General features: G+C 59.1%; 25 protein-coding genes. 8 read left to right on the plus strand and 17 right to left on the minus strand.

Annotated elements, in window-relative coordinates; translation table 11 throughout:
- The first annotated feature begins 496 nt into the window (after nt 1–496).
- The 5 genes from ACQKIK_RS00005 to ACQKIK_RS00025 all read left to right on the plus strand — a co-directional run bounded on the left by ACQKIK_RS00005 (nt 497) and on the right by ACQKIK_RS00025 (nt 5,291).
- Nucleotides 497–1,828 carry a TRZ/ATZ family hydrolase gene (locus ACQKIK_RS00005; RefSeq protein ID WP_499135133.1) on the plus strand — a complete coding sequence of 444 codons (1,332 nt, stop codon included), beginning with the start codon at nt 497–499 and terminating at the stop codon, nt 1,826–1,828.
- A gap of 143 nt (nt 1,829–1,971) precedes the next feature.
- Nucleotides 1,972–2,670, plus strand: a complete 699-nt coding sequence (gene ubiG / locus ACQKIK_RS00010; RefSeq protein ID WP_046164163.1) for a bifunctional 2-polyprenyl-6-hydroxyphenol methylase/3-demethylubiquinol 3-O-methyltransferase UbiG — start codon at nt 1,972–1,974, stop codon at nt 2,668–2,670.
- Nucleotides 2,670–3,338: an N-acetylmuramic acid 6-phosphate phosphatase MupP gene (gene mupP / locus ACQKIK_RS00015; protein ID WP_499134250.1), complete on the plus strand. Its 669-nt coding sequence runs from the start codon at nt 2,670–2,672 to the stop codon at nt 3,336–3,338. Before ubiG ends, mupP begins: the two co-directional genes overlap by 1 nt.
- Before the next feature lie 72 nt (nt 3,339–3,410).
- On the plus strand, nt 3,411–4,151 hold the full coding sequence (locus ACQKIK_RS00020; protein ID WP_045427950.1) for a YciK family oxidoreductase: 741 nt from the start codon (nt 3,411–3,413) through the stop codon (nt 4,149–4,151).
- Nucleotides 4,152–4,358: 207 nt separating this feature from the next.
- On the plus strand, nt 4,359–5,291 hold the full coding sequence (locus ACQKIK_RS00025) for a GGDEF domain-containing protein (RefSeq protein WP_499135134.1): 933 nt from the start codon (nt 4,359–4,361) through the stop codon (nt 5,289–5,291).
- A gap of 81 nt (nt 5,292–5,372) precedes the next feature.
- On the opposite strand, the gene rluB is transcribed toward ACQKIK_RS00025, so the two are convergent.
- The 4 genes from rluB to zwf form a co-directional block, all read right to left on the minus strand.
- Nucleotides 5,373–6,503 carry a 23S rRNA pseudouridine(2605) synthase RluB gene (rluB, locus tag ACQKIK_RS00030; RefSeq protein WP_127839056.1) on the minus strand — a complete coding sequence of 377 codons (1,131 nt, stop codon included), beginning with the start codon at nt 6,501–6,503 and terminating at the stop codon, nt 5,373–5,375.
- Nucleotides 6,504–6,627: 124 nt separating this feature from the next.
- Nucleotides 6,628–7,278 (minus strand): bifunctional 4-hydroxy-2-oxoglutarate aldolase/2-dehydro-3-deoxy-phosphogluconate aldolase, encoded by a 651-nt coding sequence (locus ACQKIK_RS00035; RefSeq protein ID WP_127839055.1) that lies wholly within the window; start codon nt 7,276–7,278, stop codon nt 6,628–6,630.
- A 17-nt stretch (nt 7,279–7,295) separates the two neighbouring features.
- On the minus strand, nt 7,296–8,009 hold the full coding sequence (pgl, locus tag ACQKIK_RS00040) for a 6-phosphogluconolactonase (RefSeq protein ID WP_499134251.1): 714 nt from the start codon (nt 8,007–8,009) through the stop codon (nt 7,296–7,298).
- Nucleotides 7,996–9,465, minus strand: a complete 1,470-nt coding sequence (gene zwf / locus ACQKIK_RS00045; RefSeq protein WP_499134252.1) for a glucose-6-phosphate dehydrogenase — start codon at nt 9,463–9,465, stop codon at nt 7,996–7,998. Before zwf ends, pgl begins: the two co-directional genes overlap by 14 nt.
- A gap of 162 nt (nt 9,466–9,627) precedes the next feature.
- On the opposite strand from zwf, the gene ACQKIK_RS00050 reads away from it, so the two are divergent.
- Nucleotides 9,628–10,482 carry a MurR/RpiR family transcriptional regulator gene (locus ACQKIK_RS00050; protein WP_177327113.1) on the plus strand — a complete coding sequence of 285 codons (855 nt, stop codon included), beginning with the start codon at nt 9,628–9,630 and terminating at the stop codon, nt 10,480–10,482.
- Here ACQKIK_RS00050 and ACQKIK_RS00055 read toward each other — a convergent pair whose 3' ends face one another.
- From ACQKIK_RS00055 to edd, 10 genes are all read right to left on the minus strand, one after another.
- On the minus strand, nt 10,483–10,674 hold the full coding sequence (locus ACQKIK_RS00055; protein ID WP_127839052.1) for a DUF1289 domain-containing protein: 192 nt from the start codon (nt 10,672–10,674) through the stop codon (nt 10,483–10,485).
- Between the two features lie 88 nt (nt 10,675–10,762).
- Nucleotides 10,763–11,986, minus strand: a complete 1,224-nt coding sequence (locus ACQKIK_RS00060) for a maltoporin (protein ID WP_499134253.1) — start codon at nt 11,984–11,986, stop codon at nt 10,763–10,765.
- A gap of 235 nt (nt 11,987–12,221) precedes the next feature.
- Nucleotides 12,222–13,379 carry an ABC transporter ATP-binding protein gene (locus tag ACQKIK_RS00065; protein ID WP_499134255.1) on the minus strand — a complete coding sequence of 386 codons (1,158 nt, stop codon included), beginning with the start codon at nt 13,377–13,379 and terminating at the stop codon, nt 12,222–12,224.
- A 10-nt stretch (nt 13,380–13,389) separates the two neighbouring features.
- The gene (locus tag ACQKIK_RS00070; RefSeq protein WP_127839049.1) at nt 13,390–14,235 is read right to left on the minus strand and encodes a carbohydrate ABC transporter permease; all 846 of its coding nucleotides are present in this window, start codon (nt 14,233–14,235) and stop codon (nt 13,390–13,392) included.
- The gene (locus tag ACQKIK_RS00075; RefSeq protein WP_045427975.1) at nt 14,228–15,136 is read right to left on the minus strand and encodes a carbohydrate ABC transporter permease; all 909 of its coding nucleotides are present in this window, start codon (nt 15,134–15,136) and stop codon (nt 14,228–14,230) included. The genes ACQKIK_RS00070 and ACQKIK_RS00075 overlap by 8 nt, the downstream gene beginning before the upstream one ends.
- A gap of 195 nt (nt 15,137–15,331) precedes the next feature.
- Nucleotides 15,332–16,582 (minus strand): ABC transporter substrate-binding protein, encoded by a 1,251-nt coding sequence (locus tag ACQKIK_RS00080; protein ID WP_499134257.1) that lies wholly within the window; start codon nt 16,580–16,582, stop codon nt 15,332–15,334.
- Between the two features lie 169 nt (nt 16,583–16,751).
- Nucleotides 16,752–18,212, minus strand: a complete 1,461-nt coding sequence (locus ACQKIK_RS00085; protein ID WP_499134259.1) for an ATP-binding protein — start codon at nt 18,210–18,212, stop codon at nt 16,752–16,754.
- The gene (locus ACQKIK_RS00090) at nt 18,196–18,930 is read right to left on the minus strand and encodes a response regulator (RefSeq protein WP_499135137.1); all 735 of its coding nucleotides are present in this window, start codon (nt 18,928–18,930) and stop codon (nt 18,196–18,198) included. Before ACQKIK_RS00090 ends, ACQKIK_RS00085 begins: the two co-directional genes overlap by 17 nt.
- A 40-nt stretch (nt 18,931–18,970) precedes the next feature.
- On the minus strand, nt 18,971–19,942 hold the full coding sequence (locus tag ACQKIK_RS00095; protein WP_241530886.1) for a glucokinase: 972 nt from the start codon (nt 19,940–19,942) through the stop codon (nt 18,971–18,973).
- Entirely contained in the window at nt 19,939–21,768 is a 1,830-nt protein-coding gene (gene edd, locus ACQKIK_RS00100) for a phosphogluconate dehydratase (RefSeq protein ID WP_499134261.1), read from the minus strand. Before edd ends, ACQKIK_RS00095 begins: the two co-directional genes overlap by 4 nt.
- A 122-nt stretch (nt 21,769–21,890) precedes the next feature.
- Between edd and gap the strand changes: the two genes are divergently transcribed.
- Entirely contained in the window at nt 21,891–22,892 is a 1,002-nt protein-coding gene (gene gap / locus ACQKIK_RS00105; RefSeq protein WP_045427987.1) for a type I glyceraldehyde-3-phosphate dehydrogenase, read from the plus strand.
- Between the two features lie 34 nt (nt 22,893–22,926).
- The gene (locus tag ACQKIK_RS00110) at nt 22,927–23,403 is read left to right on the plus strand and encodes a methylglyoxal synthase (RefSeq protein WP_499134263.1); all 477 of its coding nucleotides are present in this window, start codon (nt 22,927–22,929) and stop codon (nt 23,401–23,403) included.
- Here the strand turns inward: ACQKIK_RS00110 and scpB are convergent.
- The 3 genes from scpB to ACQKIK_RS00125 all read right to left on the minus strand — a co-directional run bounded on the left by scpB (nt 23,400) and on the right by ACQKIK_RS00125 (nt 26,299).
- Nucleotides 23,400–24,167, minus strand: coding sequence for an SMC-Scp complex subunit ScpB (scpB, locus tag ACQKIK_RS00115; RefSeq protein WP_499134264.1), 768 nt, complete (start codon nt 24,165–24,167; stop codon nt 23,400–23,402). The two genes, ACQKIK_RS00110 and scpB, sit on opposite strands and share 4 nt — an antisense overlap.
- Nucleotides 24,164–25,024: a segregation and condensation protein A gene (locus ACQKIK_RS00120; protein WP_499134265.1), complete on the minus strand. Its 861-nt coding sequence runs from the start codon at nt 25,022–25,024 to the stop codon at nt 24,164–24,166. The genes scpB and ACQKIK_RS00120 overlap by 4 nt, the downstream gene beginning before the upstream one ends.
- Nucleotides 25,025–25,093: 69 nt before the next feature.
- Nucleotides 25,094–26,299, minus strand: a complete 1,206-nt coding sequence (locus ACQKIK_RS00125) for a tryptophan--tRNA ligase (protein WP_082082202.1) — start codon at nt 26,297–26,299, stop codon at nt 25,094–25,096.
- Nucleotides 26,300–26,334: the final 35 nt, after the last annotated feature.

The raw sequence follows: 26,334 nt of genomic DNA on the forward strand, positions 1-26,334 counted from the left end.
GAGGCCGCGCATTCTACAGCAGCCTTGTGTCTCGTCAAGCTGTTTTTGAAGAAGTTTTTCTTTCTTCTCAACCGCTTGCGCTTCCGATCAACCTAGCGTCTCTCGTTAGCGGGAGGCGGATCATACAGCGTCTAAAACCGCTGTCAACCACCTCCGATCAACCTGACCGAAGCCACCAACAGTGCGAAACCACCGCCCTGCCAGCCCGGCGCATTCTACTCGAATTCGCCATCCGCACAACCCTTTATTTTCGCTAACCTCTTGATTTACAAGAGGTTTCGCTAAAGGCCTGCGCCGGAGAAGGTACGCATTATAGGCACTCAGAAACTCACGTCAACCGTTGTTTTGAGCTTTGTTGATTATTCAGCTGCTGAGTCTGACGATCGTGTTCCTATATATATATGTAGAGGCTTCAAAGTCTGCCTAGGCTTTCTTCAAACCGGGATCGACAGGCTTTACACTCAGCCCCCTCAACTCTACGTATCCGATGATCCAGATGCCTCACACTTCTGCCGAGCCGCTCGACCTCTTGCTATTTCCGACCTGGCTCGTCCCAGTCGAGCCAGCAGGTGTTGTGCTGAAGAACCACGCATTGGGAATCCGTGACGGGCGCATCATGCTGATAGCACCCCGTGAACACGCCGAACAGCACGTGGCCAAAGAGACGCGTTACCTTTCCGGGATGCTTCTTGCTCCAGGGCTTGTAAATGCTCACGGCCACGCAGCTATGACCCTTTTCCGCGGTCTGGCTGATGATCTACCGCTGATGACCTGGCTGCACGAGCATGTCTGGCCGGCAGAAAGCAGGTGGGTCGACGAGGCGTTTATCAAAGCAGGCACCGAGCTGGCGATCGCGGAGCAGCTGCAGAGCGGCATCACCTGCTTTTCTGATATGTACTTCTTTCCAGAGGTCGTCAGCCAAATCGTGCATAAGCACGGAATTCGCGCGCAAATAACGATTCCGGTTCTGGACTTTCCTATTCCTGGGGCCCGCAACGCCGACGAAGCGCTTCGTAAAGGTGTGGGACTGTTCGACGACCTCAAACACCATCCACGCCTAAGTATCGCCTTTGGCCCCCACGCTCCCTATTCGGTCAGCGACGATAAGCTGGAAAGCATCCGGACATTGGTCGCAGAAATGGACATCGGCATACATATGCATGTCCATGAGACTGCACATGAGGTGGAAGAAGCGCTGAACCACTATGGTGAGCGCCCGCTTGCACGCTTGGCGCGCCTACAGCTTTTAGGGCCTCGCTTCCAAGCCGTGCACATGACCCAGGTAAACGACGACGACATTGCTCTGCTGGTCGAACATAACTGCAGCGTGATCCATTGCCCTGAGTCCAACCTGAAATTGGCCAGCGGTTTTTGTCCTGTGGAGCGTTTGTGGGAAGCCGGCGTAAATGTGGGCATAGGCACTGATGGAGCGGCCAGCAACAACGATCTCGACCTGTTGGGGGAAACCCGCACCGCGGCATTGCTTGCTAAGGCCGTTTCGGGATCGGCGACCGCTCTTAACGCCCATCGCGCGCTGCGTATGGCCACGCTCAACGGTGCACGCGCTCTTGGGCTGGACGATCACACCGGATCGCTCGAGATCGGGAAATTCGCGGATCTGGTGGCCTTCGATTTATCGCGCCTAGCACAGCAGCCCGTTTATGATCCCGTCTCCCAACTTATTTATTCCAGTGGCCGAGACTGCGTGCGTCATGTCTGGGTTGCCGGTAAGCAACTGCTCGACGACCGTCATCTCACCCGCATGGACGAGGAGCAGCTCATCGCCACCGCCCAAGAATGGGGAGAGAAGATCAGCTCAAAACACTGAGACAGGGCTACCCTCAGTTTTAACCACCGCGACAAACTGACTTACACGAAGCGTTTCAGTAGATGTCCCGCATCTGACCGAACCTGGCAACATGGGCCTCTGCTGCTCGAGCTTCCCCCTCAGGCTTATAAATGGAACAGACAATGAGCAACGTCGACCACGCCGAAATCGCCAAATTCGAAGCTCTCGCCCATCGCTGGTGGGACCGCGAAAGTGAGTTCAAACCGCTGCACGAGATCAATCCGCTCAGGGTCAACTGGATTGATGAGCACGTATCGCTAGCCGGCAAAAAGGTCCTGGACGTTGGCTGCGGAGGCGGAATTCTCAGCGAAGCCATGGCTCAGCGCGGCGCTACGGTGACGGGCATCGACATGGGCGAGGCACCCTTGTCCGTTGCCCGTCTGCATTTGCTTGAGTCGGAGTTAGAGATCGAGTACCGGCAGATCACTGCTGAGGCCTTGGCAGAAGAAATGCCAGAGCAGTTCGATGTAGTGACCTGCCTTGAAATGCTCGAGCATGTCCCTGATCCCGCCTCGGTCATTCGCGCGTGCTACAAGATGGTAAAGCCTGGCGGACAGGTGTTCTTTTCAACGATTAACCGCAATCCGAAGGCCTATGCGTTCGCAATCGTCGGCGCGGAATACGTGCTGCAACTGTTGCCGCGTGGCACACATGATTACCGCAAGTTCATCCGCCCATCGGAGCTGGGCGCCTGGAGCCGCGAAGTCGGGCTTCTGGTGAAGGACATAATCGGTCTGACATACAACCCCCTGACAAAACACTACAAGCTCTCACCTGACGTGGATGTGAACTACATGATCCAGACACTGCGGGAGGCCTGATGCGTTTGCGCGCAGTGTTATTCGATATGGACGGCACGCTGCTCGATACCGCTCCGGACTTTATCGCCGTGGCTCAGGCTATGCGCATGGCGCGCGGCCTAGATCGTGTTCCCGATCAGCAGGTGCGTGACGTCGTTTCCGGTGGTGCTCGGGCGATGGTACTCAGCGCCTTTGACGTCGACCCGCTTTCTGATGAGTTTGAGATACTTCGACTGGAGTTTCTGGAGCGATATCAACGGCACTGTGCCGTTGAGAGCAAGCTATACGAAGGGATGGCAGAACTGCTGATCGAGATCGAGCAAGCAGATCTGATCTGGGGTGTGGTCACCAACAAGCCGGTGCGTTTCGCCGAGCCGATCATGCAGCAATTGGGCCTGGCCTCTCGCTCCGCTGTTCTGGTCTGCCCCGATCATGTCAGCCAGAGTAAACCCGACCCTGAGCCCATGCTGTTGGCCTGTAGCCAACTCGACCTCGACCCTGCAACGGTCCTGTTCGTTGGGGATGATCTTCGCGATATCGAGTCCGGCCGTGCAGCAGGTAGCCGTACGGCCGCCGTGCGTTACGGCTACATCCACCCCGATGACGATCCGGATACCTGGGGCGCAGACGTTGTGGTGAATCATCCACTTGAGCTCCGTCAGTTTCTCGAGCTGCGAACGCTGGACTGACCCTTCTCAGCCATCACTTTCTTCCGACAACCTTCAGTGGGCAATTGCCCCGCTCTGTTTATGAGGCTTCAGATGTTCGAGTACTCCGCCCGTCCCGACCTGCTCAAGAATCGGATCATCATGGTCACCGGCGCAGGGCGCGGAATTGGCGAAGCCGCCGCGAAAGCCTACGCAGCACATGGAGCAACCGTCCTTTTGCTGGGTAAGAACGAGGACAACCTCAACCGTGTTTACGACGAGATTGAGGCAGCCGGCTGGCCTCAACCCGCCGTGATACCGCTCAATCTGGAAACGGCCTTACCGCACCAATACGACGAACTTGCCGCCACCGTTGAACGGGAGTTCGGACGGTTGGACGGCCTGCTCCTTAACGCCAGCATCGTCGGCCCCCGCTCACCGATCGAACAGCTGTCAGGCGACAATTTCATGCGCGTCATGCAAGTGAATGTCAACGCAACCTTCATGCTAGCCAGCACCCTATTGCCTCTGCTGAAACTGGCTGATGACGCTTCCGTGATTTTCACCTCCAGCAGCGTTGGCAGGAAAGGACGCGCCTATTGGGGCGGATATGCCGTCTCCAAATTCGCCACCGAAGGCCTGATGCAGGTGCTGGCTGATGAGCTCGACGGTACCAGCTCTGTGCGCAGCAATAGCATCAACCCAGGTGCGACCCGTACCGACATGCGCGCAAAAGCCTATCCAGGGGAAAATCCCGAAGTGAATCCATTGCCCTCGGAAATCATGCCTGCCTACCTGTATCTGATGGGCCCCGATAGTCAGGAGGTAAATGGGCGGGCATTTGACGCCCAGTAGAATATCCAGCAGCGGCGCCTGTTTACTGGCGCCGCCATGGCGGCCTGCATGTCAAATTGGCATCAGTCCGCCGTTTCGCTGGCAACCTGTTGCCGCCGGATTCGCCATCATTTATCTAACCAACTGTTTTTATTAGATATTTTAAGTTGGCATCATATTCGCTATAGAACCTCTATCAACGCAGGCAGCGTTCTGAGGTTCACTCCCATGCTGGCAGATAAGCAGACCCCTTCTACAATCGATATCGGCACCGCGCGCGTTCGACGGCTGGACATCAGTTTCAGCAAAACACTGTCGACGGACCAACATGGCTTTTCCGAGCGGCTAAGGCTTCTGACGCTGCGTTTGCAAACCAGCTTGGAACTCGACCGCCTGCTGGATTTCTTTTTTGAAGAAGTCAGCAATCTGGTTCCACTGCGAGCCCTTTCCTACAGCCACTCCGGCACTGACTTCCAGCTTCAAATAGGCGAAGCCAACGGTTTTGATGTCAGCTATTCACTTTCCCATAGCGGAGATTGCCTTGGCGAACTGTGCCTGTTCAGCTCGCAGTACGTACCCGACCCAGTCCTGGAGCAACTGGAAAACGCCCTCGACTGCCTGCTGTTTCCATTGCGCAACGCATTGCTTTACCGACAAGCCGTTCAAGCCTCGCTCAAGGATCCGTTGACCGGCGCCGGTAACCGCGCGGCGATGGTCCACGCATTGTCGCGAGAGACCGAACTGTCCCGCCGCCACAGCCAAGCCGTGTCGGTAATCATGTTGGATATGGATCATTTCAAGCGCCTCAACGATACCTACGGACACCAGGCCGGAGACGCCGCCCTGAAAGCCACCGCGCTATTGCTCAAGGAGCAGTTGCGCAACGTCGACATGGTGTTCCGCTTTGGTGGCGAGGAGTTCGTTCTCGTATTGTCCAACAGCGGACAGGAGGCTGCGGCCGTTGTGGCCGAACGGATCAGAGCCGCCATTCAAAATCTGTGCTTGCTGGTGGGAGACAAACAGGTCCGGCTGTCGGCCAGCCTTGGTTGTGCGACCCACCAGCCAGGCGAGTCACAGGACGATCTGCTGCGTCGCGCCGATCAGGCCCTTTACCAAGCCAAACAAGACGGACGCAATCTGACGCGCGTTGCCTCGGCGTAGCGAAATTATCCGAGGGTCAAACAAACAAAAAGGGCGAAACCTAATGGCTTCGCCCTTCTTTTTTCGCTTTACGCTATACCGTCATGGCCGCTTGGAGCGATCACCACGTCCGAAACCAGGACGCTGCCCGTCAGTAGCTGCCGGACCACCGCGCTTCACCGGTGAGGGTTTGCGATCTCGGCCGACAGCACTTGGCCGCTCCGCCACGGGTGTACCGCGACTTGGTTTGCTGCGTTCATCATTGTCGCGCGGCTTGCGTGCAGGTTTATCACCGCGAGCGCCCCGGCCGCGACCTGCGTCGCCAGCCACATCAGCTTCGTGGGAAGAGCGCAACACACGAGGCCGACGGTCGCCACGTCCGATTGGTTTGGCCACCTTGCGCTGCATGCGATCAAGCTTGTCCTTGGTCTTGGCTTTCATGCCTGGCAGCGCCACTGACTTGAGGCCAACCTCTTCGCTGAGGATATCGACTTCGCCCTGCGACATTTCGCGCCAGCGCCCCATCGGTAGGTCGGAGGTCATGAACACCGGACCAAAGCGCACACGCTTTAGACGGCTGACCACCAGCCCCTGAGACTCCCACAAACGACGGACTTCTCGGTTACGACCTTCCATCACTACGCAGTGGTACCAGTGGTTGAACCCTTCACCACCCGGCGCTTCCTGGATGTCTGTGAAACGAGCCGGGCCATCTTCGAGCATGACGCCCGTCTTCAGGCGCTCGATCATTTCCTCGTCGACCTCGCCACGCACCCGCACCGCATACTCACGGTCCATTTCGTAAGAAGGATGCATCAGACGGTTGGCAAGCTCGCCATCGGTGGTAAACAACAGCAAGCCAGTCGTGTTGATGTCGAGACGACCGATGTTGATCCAACGCCCCTCTTTCGGACGCGGCAGCCGATCGAAAACCGTCGGGCGACCTTCTGGATCGTCACGGGTACAAATTTCACCATCGGGCTTGTTGTAGATGAGCACGCGACGGACCGTTTCGGCCGCTTCTTCGCGCTTGAGCAAGCGGCCATCGACCGCAATCGCGTCATGCAAGTCGACACGCTGTCCGAGCGTCGCTATGGATCCGTTGACCTTGACTCGACCGGCTGCGATCCAGTTTTCCACGTCGCGTCGCGAGGCAAGGCCAATACGGGCCAATACCTTCTGCAGTTTTTCGCCGTGGGCAATATGCGGGGTTGTATCTTCGTGTTCGGTCATCTGGGCACCTCCCGGTGTGGCAGTTCCGATAGAAAGGCCGCGCACTATACGCGCAACAGAATGCTGAAGCACGAGAAGGTTAGCAGCCAGACAGGAGGCGCGCCCGCCGCGCCTCGATTTGTGGTTAGCCGTTGTTCAACGAGGCCAGCGCTTCAGCCGTGGCTTGCTGAATGGCCTCCCAATCGCCGCTCTTGAGCGCGGCACCATCAATCATCCAAGTTCCGCCGACACACATGACATTAGGAAGCGCCAAGTACTGCGCCGCGTTGTTTGCATTGACGCCACCCGTCGGGCAGAAGCGCACATCGGCAAAAGGTCCACCCAGCGCCTTGATGGCGGCGACTCCACCGCACACTTCGGCCGGGAACAGCTTGAAACGCCGATAGCCGAGCGCGTAGCCGCGCATGATGTCGGATGCATTGCTGATACCGGCCAGCAGTGGCACGGAGCAATTAACGCCAGCTTGCAACAGTTCGTCGGTGCAGCCCGGCGAGACGATGAACTGGGCCCCAGCCGCCTCGACCTCGTCCATCATGCGCTTGTCCAGCACTGTACCCGCACCGACACAGAGGTTGGGCCGCTCCTGGCGCAGACGACGAATGGCGGTAAGGCCATGCGCAGACCGCAGGGTGATCTCAAGGGCCGTCAGCCCACCAGCGGCGAGTGCATCGGCCAGCGGCAGGATCTGCTCCTCGCTACCGATGGTGATCACCGGCAGGATGCGAGCTTCGGTACAGATCTTCTCGATCAGCGCGTTTTTCTGGTCCATGGTCATGGAAAAGTCCTCGGGCCTCACGGGCACCAGTAGATCTCTAAAGGAGAATGCAGAAACGCCCGAATCGGCATCTGCGAAGGTTCGAGCCGCATGGCCTGGCGCAGCGTTTCCAGCTTGGCGGAGCCCTGAATCGCCAGGCATTGAACGCGAGCGGATGCCAGCAGCGGATAGGTCATGCTGATGCGCTGCTCCGGACTGACAGGCGCCAGCATGGGCAGACAGAAATCAGTACCGTTTTCATCCAACCCTTTTGCCAACAGCGGGCTGTTCGGAAAGAGCGATGCGGTGTGCCCATCACTGCCCATTCCAAGCACCAGCACATCGATCGGCTGAGCGAAGCCAACCAGCTTCCCGCTTGCCCGCTCTGCCGCTTGCTCCAGGGTCTGAGCTGCTTGATACAGGCCCACAAGCTGCGCATCAGCCGCGGCATTTTGTAGGAGGTGTCGGCGGAGCAAGCCTTCATTGCTTTCCGGATCTGACGGATCGACCCAGCGCTCGTCGGCCAAGCTGACCTGAACCTTCGCCCACGGCAATTCGCGCACTGACAGCGCTTCGAGGAACGCTATAGGGCTCCGTCCGCCCGACACCACCAGGCTCGCACGATCATGATTGGCGACTGCGTATTGCAGCGCACCGGCAACCCGATCAGCCAACGCCTGCGCCAGCTGTTCCGGCCCCGGCAGGCTGTGCGCTACCACGTCCGACGGTAGTTCAAGTTCAGAGATCGCCATACCAAGACCTCCCGTCGCGCGTAATCAATGCAATGGAGGCGACAGGGCCCCAGGAGCCTGCCGGATAGGGCTTGGGCGCGTCACCGATACGCGACCACCCATCGATAAGCTGATCGCACCATTGCCAGGCGTATTCGATTTCGTCCTTACGGACAAATAGGTTCTGGTTGCCCTGCATCACCTCGAGTAACAACCGCTCGTAAGCATCCGGAATGCGCGAGCTTTTGTAGGTCTCGGAGAAGTTCAGCTGCAGTGGGCCGCTGCGCAAATGCATGCCTTTGTCCAGGCCCTGCTCTTTGGTCATGACCTGCAACGAGATCCCTTCGTCCGGCTGCAAGCGGATAATCAGCCGATTGCTGATCAGTGACCGTTGCTCGGGCGCGAAAATATAGAAAGGCGGCTCTTTGAAGTGGATGACGATCTGCGAAACCTTTTCCGCCATCCGCTTGCCTGTCCGCAGGTAAAACGGCACACCGGACCAGCGCCAGTTACAGATGTCGGCCCGCAGTGCAACGAAAGTTTCGGTGCCGCTTTCAGCGTTGGAATTTTCTTCTTCCAGATAACCTGGAACCTGCTTTCCGCCGACCGCTCCCCCCACGTACTGGCCACGCACAACCTGGCGAGATAAGCGCTCTGGCGTGATCGGCGCCAGCGCCTTGAGGACCTTGACCTTTTCGTCACGAATGCTATCGGCGGTCAGATCGCTTGGCGGATCCATCGCTATCAGACACAGCAGCTGCAGCAGATGGTTCTGGATCATGTCGCGCAGCTGACCCGCCTGGTCGAAATACCCCCAGCGCCCTTCGATCCCGACCGTCTCAGCGACCGTTATCTCGACGTGGGAGATGTGGTGCTGGTTCCACTGGGTCTCGAACAGACTGTTGGCGAAGCGCAGTGCAATCAGATTCTGCACGGTCTCCTTGCCAAGGTAATGATCAATCCGGTAAATGCGCGTCTCGGGGAAGAACCGCGCAACCGAGTCGTTGACCAATCGCGACGACTCAAGATCGTGTCCAATCGGTTTTTCCAGTACCACACGGGTTTGTTCGGCCAGTCCGGCACCGGCGAGATGTTCACAAATAGAGCCGTACACAGCAGCAGGCGTGGCGAAATAGGCAATCAGTGGCATCGCCGGAGACACCTGGTCAGCCAGCGCTGCGTAGTCCTCCGCGTTGCGGAAGTCCATGGTCAGATAGCCCAGACGCGCCTGAAAGCGGCCAAGGGCGGCCTCATCCAGTTGCGCTGCCGGTACGTAGCGCCGCAGCGCTTGATCGATGCGCTCGAGATGGGTCGCTGGCTCTCCCTTGTCGCGGGACAGCGCCAATATGCGCGTATCGCTATTGAGCAGCCCCGCTCGGTCGAGCTGATAGAGTGCTGGGAACAACTTGCGCAGCGCCAGATCACCGAGGGCGCCGAACAAGGCAAAGGTAGTCGCGTCAACAGTAATAGCAGGCATGATTTTTATATTAACCAAATTAGGCTGCGTGACAGGTTCATCGCCGCATTTTAAGCAGAAAATGTTGTTATTAAAACAACATAACTCGATTTTTTCGTGCTCCAGTTTCGCTACTATCCGTAGCTTCGGGCACGAGTCCCTGAAGGAAGAGACATGGATCGCATGAAAAATCTCTTGGAACAGATAAAAAATCGGCTCGACGAGCTGAACAAGGCGGAGCGCAAAGTCGCTGAGGTGATCCTTCGCGATCCACAGGAGGCGACGCGCTACAGCATCGCGGCACTGGCTCAGGCAGCAAAGGTCAGCGAGCCGACGGTGAATCGCTTCTGTCGCTCATTCGGTGCGGCCGGTTATCCCGCTCTGAAAATCCAGTTGGCACAGAGTCTCGCCAGTGGCGCGGCCTATGTCAGCCGGGCCGTAGAGGCCGATGACGGCCCAGAGGCCTATACGAGAAAGATCTTTGGTAGCGCCATCGCGTCGCTCGACAGTGCCTGCCAGGCAATCGACCCTCAGGCGATCAGCCATGCCGTCGACCTGATGATTCAGGCGCGTCAAATTCATTTCTTCGGTCTGGGTGCATCCGCATCGGTCGCGCTCGACGCACAGCACAAGTTCTTCCGGTTCAACCTGCCGGTGACCGCACACAGCGATGTCTTGATGCAGCGAATGCTGGCATCGGTTGCGCATACCGGTGATCTGTTCGTGATCATTTCCTACACTGGCCGCACCCGTGAACTGGTGGAAGCTGCAACCATCGCACGGGATAACGGCGCCTCCGTTCTCGGACTAACGGCCGCCGGCTCGCCGCTGGCGAAAGTCTCCACGTTGAGCCTGGACATACCGCTACCGGAAGACACCGATATCTACATGCCAATGACGTCTCGGATTATCCAGCTAACGGTGCTGGACGCATTGGCAGCGGGCGTGACATTGAAGCGAGGCGTGGATTTCCAACCCCATTTGCGCAAGATCAAGGAAAGCCTGATGGCGACCCGCTACCCAAGCGAAGAGAGTTGATCACTTCTTTTTCTTCTTCGCCTTGCCTAGCTGCTTGAGTCGCTCGGCGGCCACTTCGTTGACCGCCTTGCGCTCCTTGTTCTTCATCCCCTTCCAGGCTTTCATCTCGTCCCGGCTGCGCCCGCAGCCGATACAGATGTCGTCTTTGAGCTTGCAGATACTGACGCACGGGTTTTTCGCCTTGTCGCCCAAAACCACCTCCAGTTCAGCTAAGGACCCCTACCAACAGTAGAAGCCCTTGCCGCCACTAGGTTCTAAGCGAGTTAGGCTATCGCCTCGATCAATCCCACCAATATTCGACCTGGACGCCGAAGTTGGACCCATGCTGCGCGCTGCCGAAAGCACCCGTTTCGGACAGCGCGCTGCCAGCGGCCATGAGATTGGCGGCTTCTTGCGCAGCGTCGTTCCACTGAGCGTAGGTGTAATACAGGCGGAACTCGGGACGCGCCCAGAACTCAGGGCCTGCGGGTGACCAGGTCGGGGCGATGGTGAACTTGGTCAGTTTGCGAGTTCCGGCTTCCGCGTCGATCTGATCGTGACCTACCTCCGCCACCAGCTTGAACTCCTCGGTCAACGCATAAACCGGGCGCACGCCTACCGAAATCCAATCCTGATCGCCGCCATCCTGACGCGTGTCCTTCTGATACACGGCCTGGAATTGCCCACCGAAACGCGGGGTCACCTGCCAATCGAAGAACTCCACGATCCGCCAGCTCTTGGCACTCTCATCCAGGGTCACGTCGCCCGTATAGCCAAGCCCGGTTCCTGGGCCCTCGCCGTATTGCACTGCGAAGGTATTGCTGCCACCCAGAAACCCGATCTGCTCATGCTGAGCCGTCACGGACCAGCCACTGTTGGAGTCGCCACGGTCCGGATCGGCGATGTAGCTGACGCCGAACTGCAGCTCGCCGTTGGGGTTGGTGTCGAATCCGCCGACGTTGAAATCGTGACGATTGGTGTAGTTTTCCTGGAAGACGCTGTCCTTACGCGAGAACGCGTAGCTGTACTGCAACCCTCCAATTTCGACGTTCTCGATGCCAGCACCGGTTGCACTCTGGTTCCAGTAGTAGAAGTCGGATATGTGGATGTCATTCCGCTTGTAGAACCTACGGCCGGCCCACAACGACCCGTTGTTCAGCGCAGCAACGTTGCTCCATTCGGCGTAGGCCTGTACCAACCGCGCGAAGCCATGGTCGCCGGTGAACTTCGGAGTGTGGTCGTATTCGTTATACAGCGCAGCCATACCCTCGACGCTCAGCACCGAGCCGTCATCCATCGTGAACAGGTCCTGACGCAGTCCCAACTCGGCGTACTGCTCGCATTCGTTGCCCAGTCGGAACTTGGATGCTGCGCCCGGCAGCTGGAAGCAGGCCTGCGATTCGCTTGCAGTCGATTCGCCGATACCACTGCGCACATAGCCGTTGAAGTCCAAAGCCTGCGCAGCAAACGGCATAGCGAGACTGGCCAGCGAGACAGCGAGGCCCAGGCGTGTCGTTTTTTTCATATCCGCTCCAATTAGCTCTTATTGTTGTTACTGCTCTTGGATTGAGCCGGTATGGCTCTCCTTTCGATCCGCATGCCAGCTTCGCTGGTCGTTGCGGCTCTATTTTTCACGGCAGGCGACCTTCGTCACCTACCGCTGAAAAACCCGAAATATCAATAACATTCCTACGAGAAAGGCGCCGGTACGCAGATACACGGCGACCCGGCCTTTTCTTCACTTTGCTGTGGCCCGCGGCTCACCGCGCGACCAACCGGGTCACGGTGCCGTTGCGACCCGAGGAGCCGTTTCCGGGCGTGACGCCCAGTCGCTCACCTGTCTGCGCATCGAACAGCAGCACCTTGTCCGGCTCGAATTGCAGCGTCAGGCTCTCACCGGGATTCGGAGCGGCGTCCGGCGCCAGCCGGCAACACACCTTGGTCTGGTTGAGGCTGACGAAGATCATGGTGTCAGGCCCTGTCGGCTCGATGACCTGAACTTCGGCACGTAGCGAAGGCAGATCGGCTTCGGTCCCCAGACTGATCTGCTCCGGGCGGATGCCAAGGATGACCTCTCGCCCTTCCAGTGATTGCCCATCCGCCAGATTCAACGGCAGCTCACAGCGATCCTGACCGCTTTCCAGCAGCGCGCGCCAGCCATCGGCCTGACGGGTCAGCCGCAGCGGGATGAAATTCATCGGCGGCGACCCAATAAAGCTCGCCACGAACAGGTTGGCGGGGTTGTTGTAGATATCCTTCGGCGTACCGAACTGCTGGACAATGCCGTCCTTCATCACCGCGACCTTGTCCCCCAAGGTCATTGCCTCGATCTGGTCGTGGGTGACGTACACCGTCGTGGTTTTAAGCCGTTGATGCATCAGCTTGATCTCGGTGCGCATCTCTACCCGCAGCTTGGCGTCGAGGTTCGACAGCGGCTCGTCGAACAGGTAGATCTTCGGCCGCCGTGCCAGTGCCCGGCCCATGGCGACGCGCTGCTGCTGGCCGCCGGATAGCTGAGAAGGTTTCCGGCCCAGCAGATGCTCGATCTGCAGCAATTTGGCGACACGCGACACTTCTTCCTCGATTTTCGCCGCTGGCACCTTGCGCATCTTCAAACCGAAGGCGATGTTTTCCTGCACGGTCATGGTCGGGTACAGCGCGTACGACTGAAACACCATGGCGATGTCGCGGTCCTTCGGGCTGGCACCACTGATGTCGGCTCCGTCCAGACGGATCTCCCCACCGGTGATCTCTTCCAGCCCAGCGATGCAGTTCATCAGAGTGGATTTCCCACACCCGGACGGCCCGACCAGGATCAGGAATTCCCCGTCGTCAATTTTCAAATCGATGTCTTTCAGCGTGTCGTGGTTGCTTCCGGGATAGCTCTTGCGGACGTTGCAAAGTTCAAGTGCAGCCATGATTGTTCTCCTACCCCTTGACCGCGCCAGCCGTGAGGCCACGCAGGAAATACTTGCCGGCGAGGATGTACACCAGCAGTGTTGGCAGCCCGGCGATCATCGCCGCAGCCATATCGACGTTGTATTCCTTGACGCCTGTACTGGTGTTCACCAGGTTATTCAGCGCCACGGTGATCGGCTGTGTATCGCCACTGGCGAACACCACGCCGAAGAGGAAGTCGTTCCAGATCTGAGTGAACTGCCAAATCAAGCAGACCATGATCGTTGGGATCGACATCGGCAGCAGAATCCGCGCGAAGATCGTGAAGAAGCCGGCGCCGTCTAGACGTGCTGCACGAATCAACGCGTCTGGCACACTCACGTAGAAATTGCGGAAGAACAGCGTGGTAAACGCCAGGCCATAGACCAAGTGCACCAGTACCAACCCCGGCGTGGTGTTGGCCAATCCAAGCTGCCCCAAGGTGAACGACGCAGGCAGCAAGATCACTTGGAACGGCAGGAAGCAGCCGAACAGCAGCAGCCCGAAGAACAACTGCGAGCCGCGGAAGCGCCACATGGCAAGCACGTAGCCGTTCAGCGCACCCAGCAGCGTCGAAATGATGACGGCTGGAACGGTGATCTTGACCGAGTTCCAGAAGTAGCCGCCCACCGCATCCCACGCCTTGACCCAACCGATGATGGTCGTAACCTCTGGCCATGAAAGCAGGTTGCCGGTTCGGATGTCGGCAGGTGTCTTCAAGCTGGTCAGCAGCATGACCACCAGCGGTATGAGATACATCGCAACAGCCAGAAGCAGCGTCGCGTAGATCGCCACTCGGCTGAACGTCAGGCGCTTGTGCCCTACATGGCTAGTCATGGCGCTTGTTCCTCAGTTCCGAATACAGGTAAGGCACGACGATTGCCATCACTGCGCCCAGCATCAGGATGGCGCTGGCAGCGCCGAGCCCCATCTGCCCGCGAGTGAAGGTGTGCGTGTACATGAACATCGCCGGCAGGTCGGATGCATAACCAGGGCCGCCTGCGGTCATCGCCGCCACCAGGTCGAACGCCTTGATGGCGATATGCGCAAGAATCATCAATGCACTGAAGAACACCGGCCTCAGGCTAGGCAGGATGATGCGCAGATAGATGCTCGGCAGGCTGGCACCGTCGATCTGCGCGGCACGCACGATGGATTGATCGACCCCACGCAAGCCGGCAAGGAACAGAGCCATGACGAAACCCGAGGCCTGCCATACGGCGGCGATCACCAGGCAGTAGACCACCCGGTCCGGGTCTACCAGCCAGTCGAAACGAAACCCTTCCCAACCCCAGTCGCGCAGCATCTTGTCGATACCCAAGCCGGGGTTCAGCAGCCACTTCCATGCCGTGCCGGTAACAATCATCGACAACGCCATTGGGTAGAGATAGACAGTGCGAATGAAGCCCTCGCGGCGAATGCGCTGGTCCAGCAGGACTGCCAACAACACACCAATCGCGAGACTGATCGTGATGAAAAGCCCGCCAAAGACCAGCAGGTTCTTGCTTGCCACCCACCAACGATCGTTGTTCCAGAGCCGCTCGTACTGCAGCAGACCGACCCACTTGTAGCTGGGCATGAAGCTTGAATTGGTGAACGAAAGCAGAAAGGTCCACAAGATGTAGCCATAGAAGCCGACCAGAACGATCAGCATGCTTGGTGCGAGCACCAGCTTGGGTAGCCAATTCTGCAGCGCATCCAGCGGGGAAGCCTTGGTGAAAACGGCTGTTGAGCTCATGGTTGGCTCCGATTGTTTGCAGGTTTCATCACAGTCCCGTTACAGAAAGCGTCGATGTCAGCAGTCCAGCAAACGGACAGTCACAACAGAGATTTCGAGCAAGCCGATCCCGTTGCGGCCAGCCCGTGGCAGACCGCAGGGGAGCATCAGGTTGTTGTTCGTAAGACGGGGCGCGAGAACCCGCGCCCCAATGCGCTACTGGACCGCCTGAATCGCAGCAGCCAGTTGCTGGGCGGCCTTCTTCGGATCGGCCGACGGGTCGTTGAAGAAGTTCGTCACGACGTCGAAGACAGCGCCCTGTACATAGCTCGATGCGGCCATGCCGTGAGCCAGGCTAGGCACCAGCCCTGGCCCCTGTGCCGCTTCCTTGAAATCCTTCATCGACTGCTGGGCACAGGCATCGAACTCGCTCATGTCCTGATCGAGCCGCACCGGGATAGAGCCCTTGTTCTGATTGAAGAATTGCTGGAATTCCGGCTCCATGACGATCCGAGCCAGATCCTGCTGAGCCTTGCGATTGTCATCGTTACTCAGCTTGAACATCGCCAGCGAGTCGATGTTGTAGGCAAAGCTGCCTTGGGTGCCTGGGAACGGCACGCACTTATAATCTTCACCCGCGATCTTCTTCGCCGCGCTCCACTCGCTCTTCGCCCAGTCGCCCATGATCTGCATGCCGGCCTTGCCGTTCATGACCATGGCCGTCGCGCTGTTCCAGTCGCGGCCCGCTGCATTGTTATCAACGTAGCTGCGCACCTTCTTCAGCGCCTCAAACGTCTTGACCATCTTGTCGCCAGTCAGCACGTCGCGATCGAGCTCGACAAAAGCCTTGCGGAAATCTTCAGGCCCAAGGATCGCCAGTGCCAGATCTTCGAAAACGGTTCCGTCCTGCCACGGCTGGCCGCCATGGGCGAGCGGCATGAAGCCCGCCGCTTTCAACTTCTCGGCGGCTGCGAAGAATTCATCCAGGGTTTTAGGGGGCGTGGCGCCGGCCTTCTCGAATACGTTTGGATTGATCCACAGCCAGTTGACGCGGTGTACGTTCACCGGCACGGCAACGTAATCGCCGTCGTATTTCATGGCGGCGGACACCTGCTTGGGCAGCAGTTCGTCCCAGTTGGCTTTTTCAGCGACATCGTTGAGGTCGGTCAGCAGCCCTAGTTCACCCCATTCCTGGATGTCGGGGCCTTTGATCTGGGCGGCGGCGGGTGCGTTGCCGGATACGGCACGGGTTTTGAGAACGGTCATGGCTGCTTCGCCACCCCCACCGGCGACAGCGAAATCCTTCCAGGTGTGGCCCTCTTCCTCCACGAGTCGCTGCAACGTATCGGCGGCGCGCTTTTCGCCACCGGATGTCCACCAATGCAGAACTTCAACTTCGCCGGCCTGGGCAAACGGAACGAGAGAAACAAGGGAAACAGCAGTAACTAAACGATGAATCGCGTTCATGAGGGTTCCTTTTCTTGTTGTTATCGATGCAAGTCTTTGCTTGCGCTGCATCGATTCTAGGCGCGCCAACCTTCGCGCCGGGTAACGAAGGGATAGTGATTGGTCACCGTTTCGTTACAAAGCTCGGGTTTTGTAACAAGTGGAGAGAGTCGTCTGGTGCGGAGGGGCTTCATTCGGTCGTGCGCGGCAAACTCAAGGTTACGCGCAAACCACCGGCAGGCAGATTGCGCAGGCTGACCTCACCACCATGCGCATGCGCGATGTTGCGCGCGATACCGAGGCCAAGCCCATAGCCGGGTTGCTTGGCAGCAAGACGGAAGTTGGGCTCGAACACCTGCTTCAGCCAGCCCTCAGGTACGCCAGGGCCTTCATCATCGACATGCAGCACGAAGGTGCCGTAGTCGTCTTCGATCAGCAAATGGGCGCGCTCGCCATACTTGAGCGCGTTATCCAGCAGGTTGCCTATGCAGCGTTTCAGTGCCAGCGGCTTGCCAGCATAGGGTGCCCGAGCGCGACCTTGGACCGTAACGCGTCCATTGCCGCCAGGCGCCAGATACGGCTCAGTGACGCAATCGAGCAGAAGGTTGAGATCCAACGGCTCGATGTTTTCGTGGATATCGGTGTCCTTCACGCATTGCAGCGCGCCTTTGACCAATAGCTCCAGCTCGTCCAGGTCGCGGCTGAATTTGCGCTGCAAGGCTTCGTCCTCCAGCAGCTCCACACGTAACCGCAGCCGTGTGATCGGTGTGCGTAAATCATGCGAGATCGCACTGAACAGCTGGCTACGCTCGGTCAGGTAGCGCCCGATGCGCTCTCGCATGCTGTTGAAGGCACGGCTGACCTCCACCACCTCGCTACCGCCCGCCTCGGGCAGCAATTCGACCTCACTGCCCAGCGACATCTCCCGCGCCGCTTGCGCCAGCTGCTTGAGCGGGCGGCTCTGCCAGTGCACCAGAATGCCGATGAACAGCAGTAGAAAACTGCTGGTAAGAAAGATGAACCAGAGTTGCTGCCTGGGGATTCCCTCGTCTTCGAGGCTGACATAGGGCGCCGGCATCAGCGAGGCGAGATACAACCATTCGCTCGGCGCGATCTGGATCTGGGTGACCAGCACCGGCGGGTTCAGCGGTTCCAGGCTCAATGCGTAATGCGCCCAGGATCGCGGTAGCTCATCGAGCTTAAGGCCGCCGTTGAATATGCGCAGATCGTCTGGACTGACGAAGCTCACCGACATGTCGACGTCCTTGCCGAGGCGTTCACGCAGCACCTCGTCGACCTCGGCCAGCACCGCCCGCTTACGCTCGGTCGGCGGCAGAATCTGCATCTCCAGAGGCTTGTCGTTCAGCGACACGAAAAAGCGTGTGCCCCCCATGCTACGCAGCTGATCAAGCACCAACGGACGATAGCCCAACGGCAGGGAGCGAAAGTAGCTGACACTGGCCGACATCGAATGCGCCAGGCTACGCGCGCTGGTGAGCAACCCTTCCATCTGGCTTGCGCGAAGTTGCGAGACCCAGATGAAACTGGACAGCGCCTGCGCCATCAGCACCACCAGCAGCGTCAGGAACAGCATGCGGCCGAGCAGTGAGCGTGGAACAGGCAGCCAGCGACGCTTAACCGAGCGCGTCATGGTGCGGTGCGACCTGCGCGGCGAGCATATATCCACTGCCCCGAACGGTTCGAATCAATCGCGGGCACTTTCCAGTATCGCGTAACCGCTGGCGCAGGCGACTGACCGCCATGTCGACGATCCGCTCGAGGGGCATGACCTCTCGGCCACGGGTGGCGTTGGCAATGGTGTCGCGGTCGAGAATCTGCTGGGGATGGTCGAGAAACAGCTTGAGCAACGCAAAGTCGGCGCCAGACAGCAGCACCTCTTCACCGTCTTGATGGAACAATCGGTGACTGACCATATCCAGCCGCCACTCGTCGAATGCCCGCACATCGTTGCCACGCTCCTGGCCGAAGTTGACCCGACGCAACAGCGCCTTGATCCGCGCCAACAGCTCACGCGGACTGAAAGGCTTTCCCAGGTAATCGTCAGCGCCCAACTCCAGGCCGATCACTCGATCAGCCTCATCGGAGCTGGCCGTCAGCATGATGATAGGCATCTGTGCCAGCCGCTGGTGGCCCCTCACCCAGCGGCAGAGACTGAAGCCGTCCTCGTCAGGCAGCATCACATCGAGAATGACCAAGTCCGCAGGGTCGTGGTTCATGGCCTCACGAAACTGCGCGCCGTCAGCAACGGTGCGCACCCGAAAGCCTGATCGACTGAGGTAGGCGTCTAGTAGCTCGCGGATTTCCTGGTCATCGTCGACCAGCAGAATCGATCTTCCAACCTGGCTCACTGGCATCCATTCTCTTGTTATGTAGGTGTATCGAAGCGGGTCAGCCTCCGCTGGATGGGCCCTCCAGCAATTGCTGTAACGCTACGCCCGCGCCTTCCAGCCCAGGATAGTCAGCGGTTACCACCCAGACCGGAATCTCGTCAAAATAACGGCTCATGCAGCCTTTGTCGCGAAAACTCTGGCTGAACCCGCTACGGATGAAGAACTCAACGAAGCGCGGCACGATTCCGCCGGCGATGTAGACACCGCCTCGCGAACCCGTAGTCAGTACGTTGTCGCCAGCGATCCGACCCAACCATACGCAGAATTGTTCCAGTACCGATGAGGCGTATGCGTCGCCGGTCAAAGCCGCCGCGGTGACTTCGGCGGGCGTGGCCAGGCTTGGCTGTTTTCCATCCAGCACGCAGCTGGTTCGATAGAGTTCCAGCAAGCCACCGCCACTCAGGATCGCCTCTGCATTCACGTGTCCGAACTTGTCGTGCAAACGCGCCCAAAGCGCAGCCTCACGCGAGGTGCCGATCGGCAGACAGACATGACCACCCTCCCCCGGCAGCGCCCGCCAGCCCCCGCCTGGCAAAGGCAGAAGCGTAGCGACGCCAAGGCCGGTGCCTGGGCCTATCACAAGGCGTGCTGCACCTGGCTCGGATCGACCTGGGCAGACCTCGATTAGCTCGCCTTCGCGCAAGCGGGTCATACCCAACGCCATCGCGGTGAAATCGTTGACCAGCAGCAGATCGCTCAGACCCAGGTCTTCACAGAAGGCTTTACGGCTCAAGCGCCAATGGTTGTTGGTGAACGCGAACTCATCGCCTGAGACCGGCCCGGCACAGGCGAGGCAGACCGCCTGCAGCGCGTCAACGCTCTGCCCAGTGCCTTGCAGATAGGCACGAATCGCATCTTCCGGACGTGGATAGTCCACGGTGGGCAGCACACGCACTGACTCGATCTTCTGGTTTCGCCACAGTGCGAAGCGCGCATTGGTGCCGCCGATATCGCCTACCAGTGCCGTCACTTGAGCGCCTCCAGCCCCTCGGTGAACACACTTGCGCCCTTTTCCGCCGGGCTGAAGGCCGCGCGTAGGAAGCCGAACAGCTCGCGCCCACAGCCGATGCCAAGATCGTTCGGGGCAGACACATCGTCACGGCTATCGAATTCAGCTTGATCAACCAGGATTCGGAGCTCACCGGTTTCGCCGTCGACTCGAATGATGTCCCCGTCGCGCACACGGCACAACGGGCCTCCATCCAACGCTTCCGGGCTGACGTGGATAGCGGCAGGGACCTTTCCTGACGCGCCTGACATACGACCGTCGGTTACCAGTGCGACCTTGTAGCCACGATCCTGCAGCACGCCTAGAAATGGCGTCAGCTTGTGCAATTCAGGCATGCCGTTGGCCTTGGGGCCCTGGAACCGCACAACCGCAACGAAGTCCTTCTCCAGCTCGCCATCCTTGAACGCCTGGGCCAGCTCGGCCTGGTCACTGAACACCCGCGCAGGCGCCTCCACGAAGCGATGCTCAGGCGCAACGGCCGAGATTTTCGTTACGCCGCGACCCAGATTGCCTTCCAGTACCCTTAAACCACCTTCAGGCGAGAACGCGCGCTCGACCGGGCGCAGGATGGCTTCGTCCAGGCTGTTGGTCGGCCCTTCACGCCAGACCAACTTGCCGTCTTCGAGGAAGGGTTCCTGAGTGTATTGGTTAAGCCCTTTGCCCAAGACCGTATAGACGTCTTCATGCAGCAAACCGGCCTCCAGCAGCGTCCGCACCATGAACGGAACGCCACCGCAGGCATGAAAATGGTTAACGTCTGCCTGCCCGTTCGGGTAGACCTTGGCGAGCGTCGGCGTCACTGCGGAAATATCTGCCATGTCCTGCCAGGTCAGCTGAATTCCCGCGGCCTGTGCAAACGCCGGAATGTGCAAGGTGTGGTTGGTCGAGCCGCCAGTAGCGTTTAGCGCTACGACCGAGTTGATGATCGATTTCTCATCGACGATCTTGCACAGCGGCACGTAATTGCCCGACTGCGGCGTCAAGCGAGTCACCTGCCGCGCGGCTTCACGGGTGAGTTCGTCGCGCAGCGGGGTATAGGGATTGACGAAGGAGGAACCCGGCAAATGAAGGCCCATGATCTCCATCACCACCTGGTTGGTGTTGGCTGTGCCGTAAAAGGTGCAGGTGCCAGGGCTGTGGTAGGACAGCATTTCCGATTCCAGTAGCTCCTCGCGGCTGGCCTTGCCCTCTGCGTAGCGTTGGCGCACTTCCGCTTTCTGCTTGTTGGGGATGCCCGAGGTCATCGGGCCGCCAGGCACGAACACCGACGGCAGGTGACCGAAGCGCAGCGCGCCAATCATCAGGCCCGGGATGATCTTGTCGCAAATACCGAGATAGAGCGCCCCGTCAAACATGTTGTGCGACAGCGCGACGGCGGTCGCCATGGCGATCACTTCGCGACTGGCTAGACTCAACTCCATCCCCGCCTCGCCCTGGGTCACGCCGTCGCACATCGCTGGCACGCCACCGGCGAACTGTCCGATCGAACCCACTTCCCGCAGGGCTTCTTTGATCAGGTCGGGAAAATACTGATACGGCTGATGCGCCGAGAGCATGTCGTTGTAGGCCGAGACGATGGCCACGTTGGCCTCATCCATCAATCGCAAACGCTGCTTGTCATCCGCCGAGCCACACCCGGCAACGCCATGAGCGAAGTTGGCGCATTGCAGCTTGCCGCGCTGGGGCCCGTCACTCGCCGCACCGGCCATTTGGGCCAGGTAACGCTGTCGGGTCGGCCGGCTGCGTTCGATCAATCGCTCGGTCACTTCTTGAATCCGCGGGTGCATGCCATCACTCCTGCTCATGAATCTGTAGTTTTACCAACAAAACAACATGGATTTGGGCTTGATTTCTATTTTGACAGGAATAATCTTGTAATTCCTACAACAAATTCCGCCCAGGACCTCTTATGACTATTCGCATCGCCATCAACGGCTTCGGCCGTATCGGACGCAACGTCCTTCGTGCTCTGTACAGCCAGAGCTATCGCGAGCATCTGCAGGTCGTGGCGATCAACGACCTCGGCAGCCCGGCGATGAACGCCCACCTGTTGCAGTTCGACAGCGTCCATGGCCATTTCGACGCAAAAGTTGAGGTGTCAGACGACCAGCTGTGGGTCAACGGCGACCCGATTGCCGTCACGGCGATCCGCAACCCTGCCGAGCTGCCGTGGCGCCAGCACAATGTCGATGTGGTCTTTGAGTGTACCGGGCTGTTTACCTCCCGTGAAAAAGCCAGCGCGCACCTTCAGGCCGGTGCCGGCAAGGTCATAATTTCTGCCCCGGCATCCGGCGTTGACGCCACCATCGTCTACGGCGTCAACCACGACACGCTGCGCCAATCGCACCAGATCATCTCCAACGCGTCATGCACGACCAATTGCCTGGCGCCGGTTGCACAGATCCTGTCACGCGAATACGGCATCGAACACGGCCTGATGACCACCATCCACGCCTACACCAATGACCAGAACCTGTCGGACGTCTATCACAGCGACCCGTTCCGGGCACGTTCGGCGACCCAGTCGATGATTCCGACCAAGACCGGCGCCGCCGAAGCGGTAGGCCTGGTGCTGCCGGAACTGGCCGGCAAGCTGACCGGCATGGCAGTGCGCGTTCCGGTGATCAACGTCTCGCTGGTCGACCTGACCCTGGAGTTGAGCCGCGAGACGACCGCCGAGGAAGTCAACGCATTGATGCTCGACGCAAGCCAGCAATCACCCATACTGGCCTGCAACTCGCTTCCCTTGGTCTCGTGCGACTTCAACCACAACCCGATGTCTTCGATCTTCGACACCAACCACACCAAGGTTAGCGGACGCTTGCTGAAAGTGATGGCTTGGTATGACAACGAGTGGGGTTTTTCCAATCGGATGCTCGATACTTGCCGCGCTCTTCACGAAGCGTCATAACCGCATAAGCCCATCCCAGCGACCAAGGAAGAACATGAACCGCATCGATTTCGTGAGCGCGACACTCCCGGCCCGTAAACGTATCGCACTGGTCGCGCACGATCACTGCAAGGAGCGCCTGCTGGATTGGGCAGATCGGCAAAAACCTCAGCTGGAGAAACATGAGCTGCTGGCGACCGGCACCACGGGACTGCTGCTCGGGCGGCGGCTGGGGTTGCCGGTCGAGTGCATGATCAGCGGCCCGTTGGGCGGGGATCAGCAGATTGGCGCACGTATTGCTGAGCGCCGGATCGACATGTTGGTGTTCTTCTGGGACCCCTTCGAGCCACAACCCCATGACCCGGATGTAAAGGCGCTTCTACGGGTCGCAGCAGTGTGGAACATTCCACTGGCGGCCAACGAAAGCAGCGCTGACTACCTGCTATCCAGTCCGCTGCTGGACCAGGCGCATACGCTGAGCATTCCGAACTACGCCAGTTACCTGGCAGACCGCCAAACAGAGGATCACTAGTCGCGGCGGTCTTCGTCCGAAACGGGTTGATCTTCCTCACGCTCAGTTTCGTCACGCAGGTCGTCAAAATCGGTCTTCAAACCGGTTTCCATGCTATCCAGCTCGGCCAGAAGACTGCGGAAACTGGTGTGTTCACGCGGCGCCTCCAGTTCCTGCTCGAGATCAGCGCGAGCCTGCAGCGCCGCCGGCACCGGCGCGTCCTCAACATCGATTAGCTGAGGTTCGGGCTCCATCTCACGCAACACTGCCAGCGGCGGCAGTTCATCAAGGTTTTTCAAGTTGAAATGGTCGAGGAACTGCTTGGTGGTGGCGAACATGGCTGGCCGCCCTGGCACCTCGCGATGACCGACCACCCGCACCCACTCGCGCTCCAACAACGTCTTGACGATCTGGCTGTTAACCGCCACTCCGCGGATATCCTCGATCTCGCCGCGCGTAATTGGCTGTCGATAGGCAATCAGAACCAGCGTCTCCAACAAAGCCCGTGAATAACGCTGCGGCCGTTCCTCCCAGAGTCGGCCCACCCAAGGCGAAAAGCGCTCGCGCACCTGCAGGCGATAGCCACTGGCGACCTCTTTCAGCTCGAACGCTCGGCCCTTGCAGGATTTATCTAGCACCTCGAGAGCCTTGCGCAGCATGGCTGGCGTTGGCCGCTCGATTTCGTCGAACAGCTCGGCCATTCGTTCAAGCGACATCGGCTTGCCGGATGCCAGCAAAAAGGCTTCCAGCAGTGATGCGAGATCCTTGGGATCGGATAGATTCACAGGCTTGGCTCCCCTCGCTCTTCCTGGTGTAACGAGGGCTCTTCGCTGCGTGCCCTGACATGAATCGCCGCGAAGGGCTCGTTCTGCACCAGCTCCACTAACGACTCCTTGATCAGCTCAAGCACCGCCATGAAGGTGACCACCACACCCAGACGGCCCTCCTCAGCGGTGAACAGTGCGACGAAAGGGACAAAGCCGCCGCCCTTGAGCCGTTCGAGCACATCGCTCATACGCTCGCGGGTCGACAGCGTCTCACGCGTGACCTGATGGCTTTCGAACATGTCGGCACGTCGCAAAACCTCGGCCATGGAGATCAACAGCTCTTCCAGACTGACCTGGGGCAGCAGCTTGCGGGCCCGAGCTTCGGGTGCGTCGAGTTTCGGTACATGCAGGTCACGCCCCACCCGCGGCAGCTGGTCGAGATCTTCCGACGCCGCCTTGAACCGTTCGTATTCCTGCAGCCGGCGGATGAGCTCGGCGCGCGGGTCGAGTTCCTCTTCCTCCACCTCTGCTGAGCGCGGCAGCAACATGCGCGACTTGATCTCAGCCAGCATGGCCGCCATCACCAGATATTCGGCCGCCAGTTCAAGGCGCACGGCCTTCATCAACTCGACATACCCCATGTATTGGCGAGTAATTTCCGCGACTGGAATATCAAGAATGTCGATGTTCTGTTTGCGGATCAGATAGAGCAGCAAATCCAGCGGCCCCTCGAACGCCTCGAGGAACACCTCCAGCGCATCTGGCGGGATATACAGATCCTGCGGCAGATTGTTGAAAGCCTCGCCGTAGACAAGCGCCAGCCGCAGCTGCTCGCCGGGCGCCTTGACGATCGCCTCGGCCTGGATGTCCTGCATGCTCTCTCCGAAACGAACAAATAGTGGAAGCGGCGACTGCCTCAGCAGGCTGTACGCTGACCGATGGCTCTAGCGGTAATTTAGACCCATGGCCTGACGCACGACTACCAGCGTTTCGCGTGCTTCGTCACGGGCCTGCTCAGCGCCCTCAGCCAATATGCTGCGCACCAGATCCGGGTTCGACTCATAGTCATGGGCACGCTCCTGCAGTGGTGCCAATTCGAGCTTGATCGCATCGATGAGTGGCGCCTTGCACTCGAGGCAGCCGATTCCAGCGGTGCGGCAACCCTGCTCTGCCCACTGACAAACGTCTTCGGTCGAATGGGCCTGATGCATCTGCCACACCGGGCAACGCGTCGGCTCACCTGGATCATGGCGGTGAACACGTGCCGGATCGGTCGGCATACGCTTGATCTTTTCTTCGATCTCGTCCGGCGTGTCGCGCAGAAAGATGGAATTGCTGGCGGACTTGGCCATCTTGCCACCATCGAGCCCCGACACCCTGGGAGAGTCGCTCAGCAGAGCCTGCGGCTCAGGCAACAGCAGCCTGCCGCTGCCCTCCAGATAGCCGAACAGGCGTTCCTGGTCGCCGATGGTAATGGTCTGCTGATCCTTTAGTAACGCACGGGCCGTGTTCAGCGCCTCGAGGTCGCCCTGCTCTTGGTAGCTCTTACGCAAGCTGGCGTACAGCTTGGAGCTTTTTTTGCCGAGCTTGCGTATTGCCGCTTCGGCCTTAACCGCGAAATCCTCTTCGCTGCCATACAGGTGATTGAAGCGCCTGGCGACATCGCGAGCGAATTCGATATGCGGCAACTGATCGGCGCCAACCGGTACGACACCAGCGCGGTAAGCCAGGATATCGGCGGCCTGCAACAACGGATAACCGAGAAAACCGTAAGTGCCGAGGTCCTTATGTTCCGAGTCGAGCTGCAGCTCCTTGTATGACGGCACGCGCTCCAGCCAGGCCAACGGGCAGATCATCGAAAGCAGCAGGTGCAACTCAGCGTGTTCAGGTACCTGGGACTGGACAAACAAAGTGGCAGAACTCGGGCTGACGCCAGCTGCCAGCCAGTCGACCGCCATCTCATGGACGTTGCGGGCGACATCTGCGCCCGCTGCGTAGTCGGTGGTCAGTGCGTGCCAGTCAACTATGCAGAAAAAGCACTGGTACTCGTGCTGCATCCTGACCCAGCTCTTCAGCACGCCGTGGTAGTGGCCAAGGTGGAGACGGCCATTAGGCCGCATTCCGGAGACTACACGTCGCTGCGAATCCATGGAGCTCAAAAGGGTTTCCTTCGTGGGTTTGAGAA

It is taken from the genome of Pseudomonas sp. NPDC047961 (assembly GCF_050272435.1).
Lineage (GTDB): Bacteria > Pseudomonadota > Gammaproteobacteria > Pseudomonadales > Pseudomonadaceae > Stutzerimonas.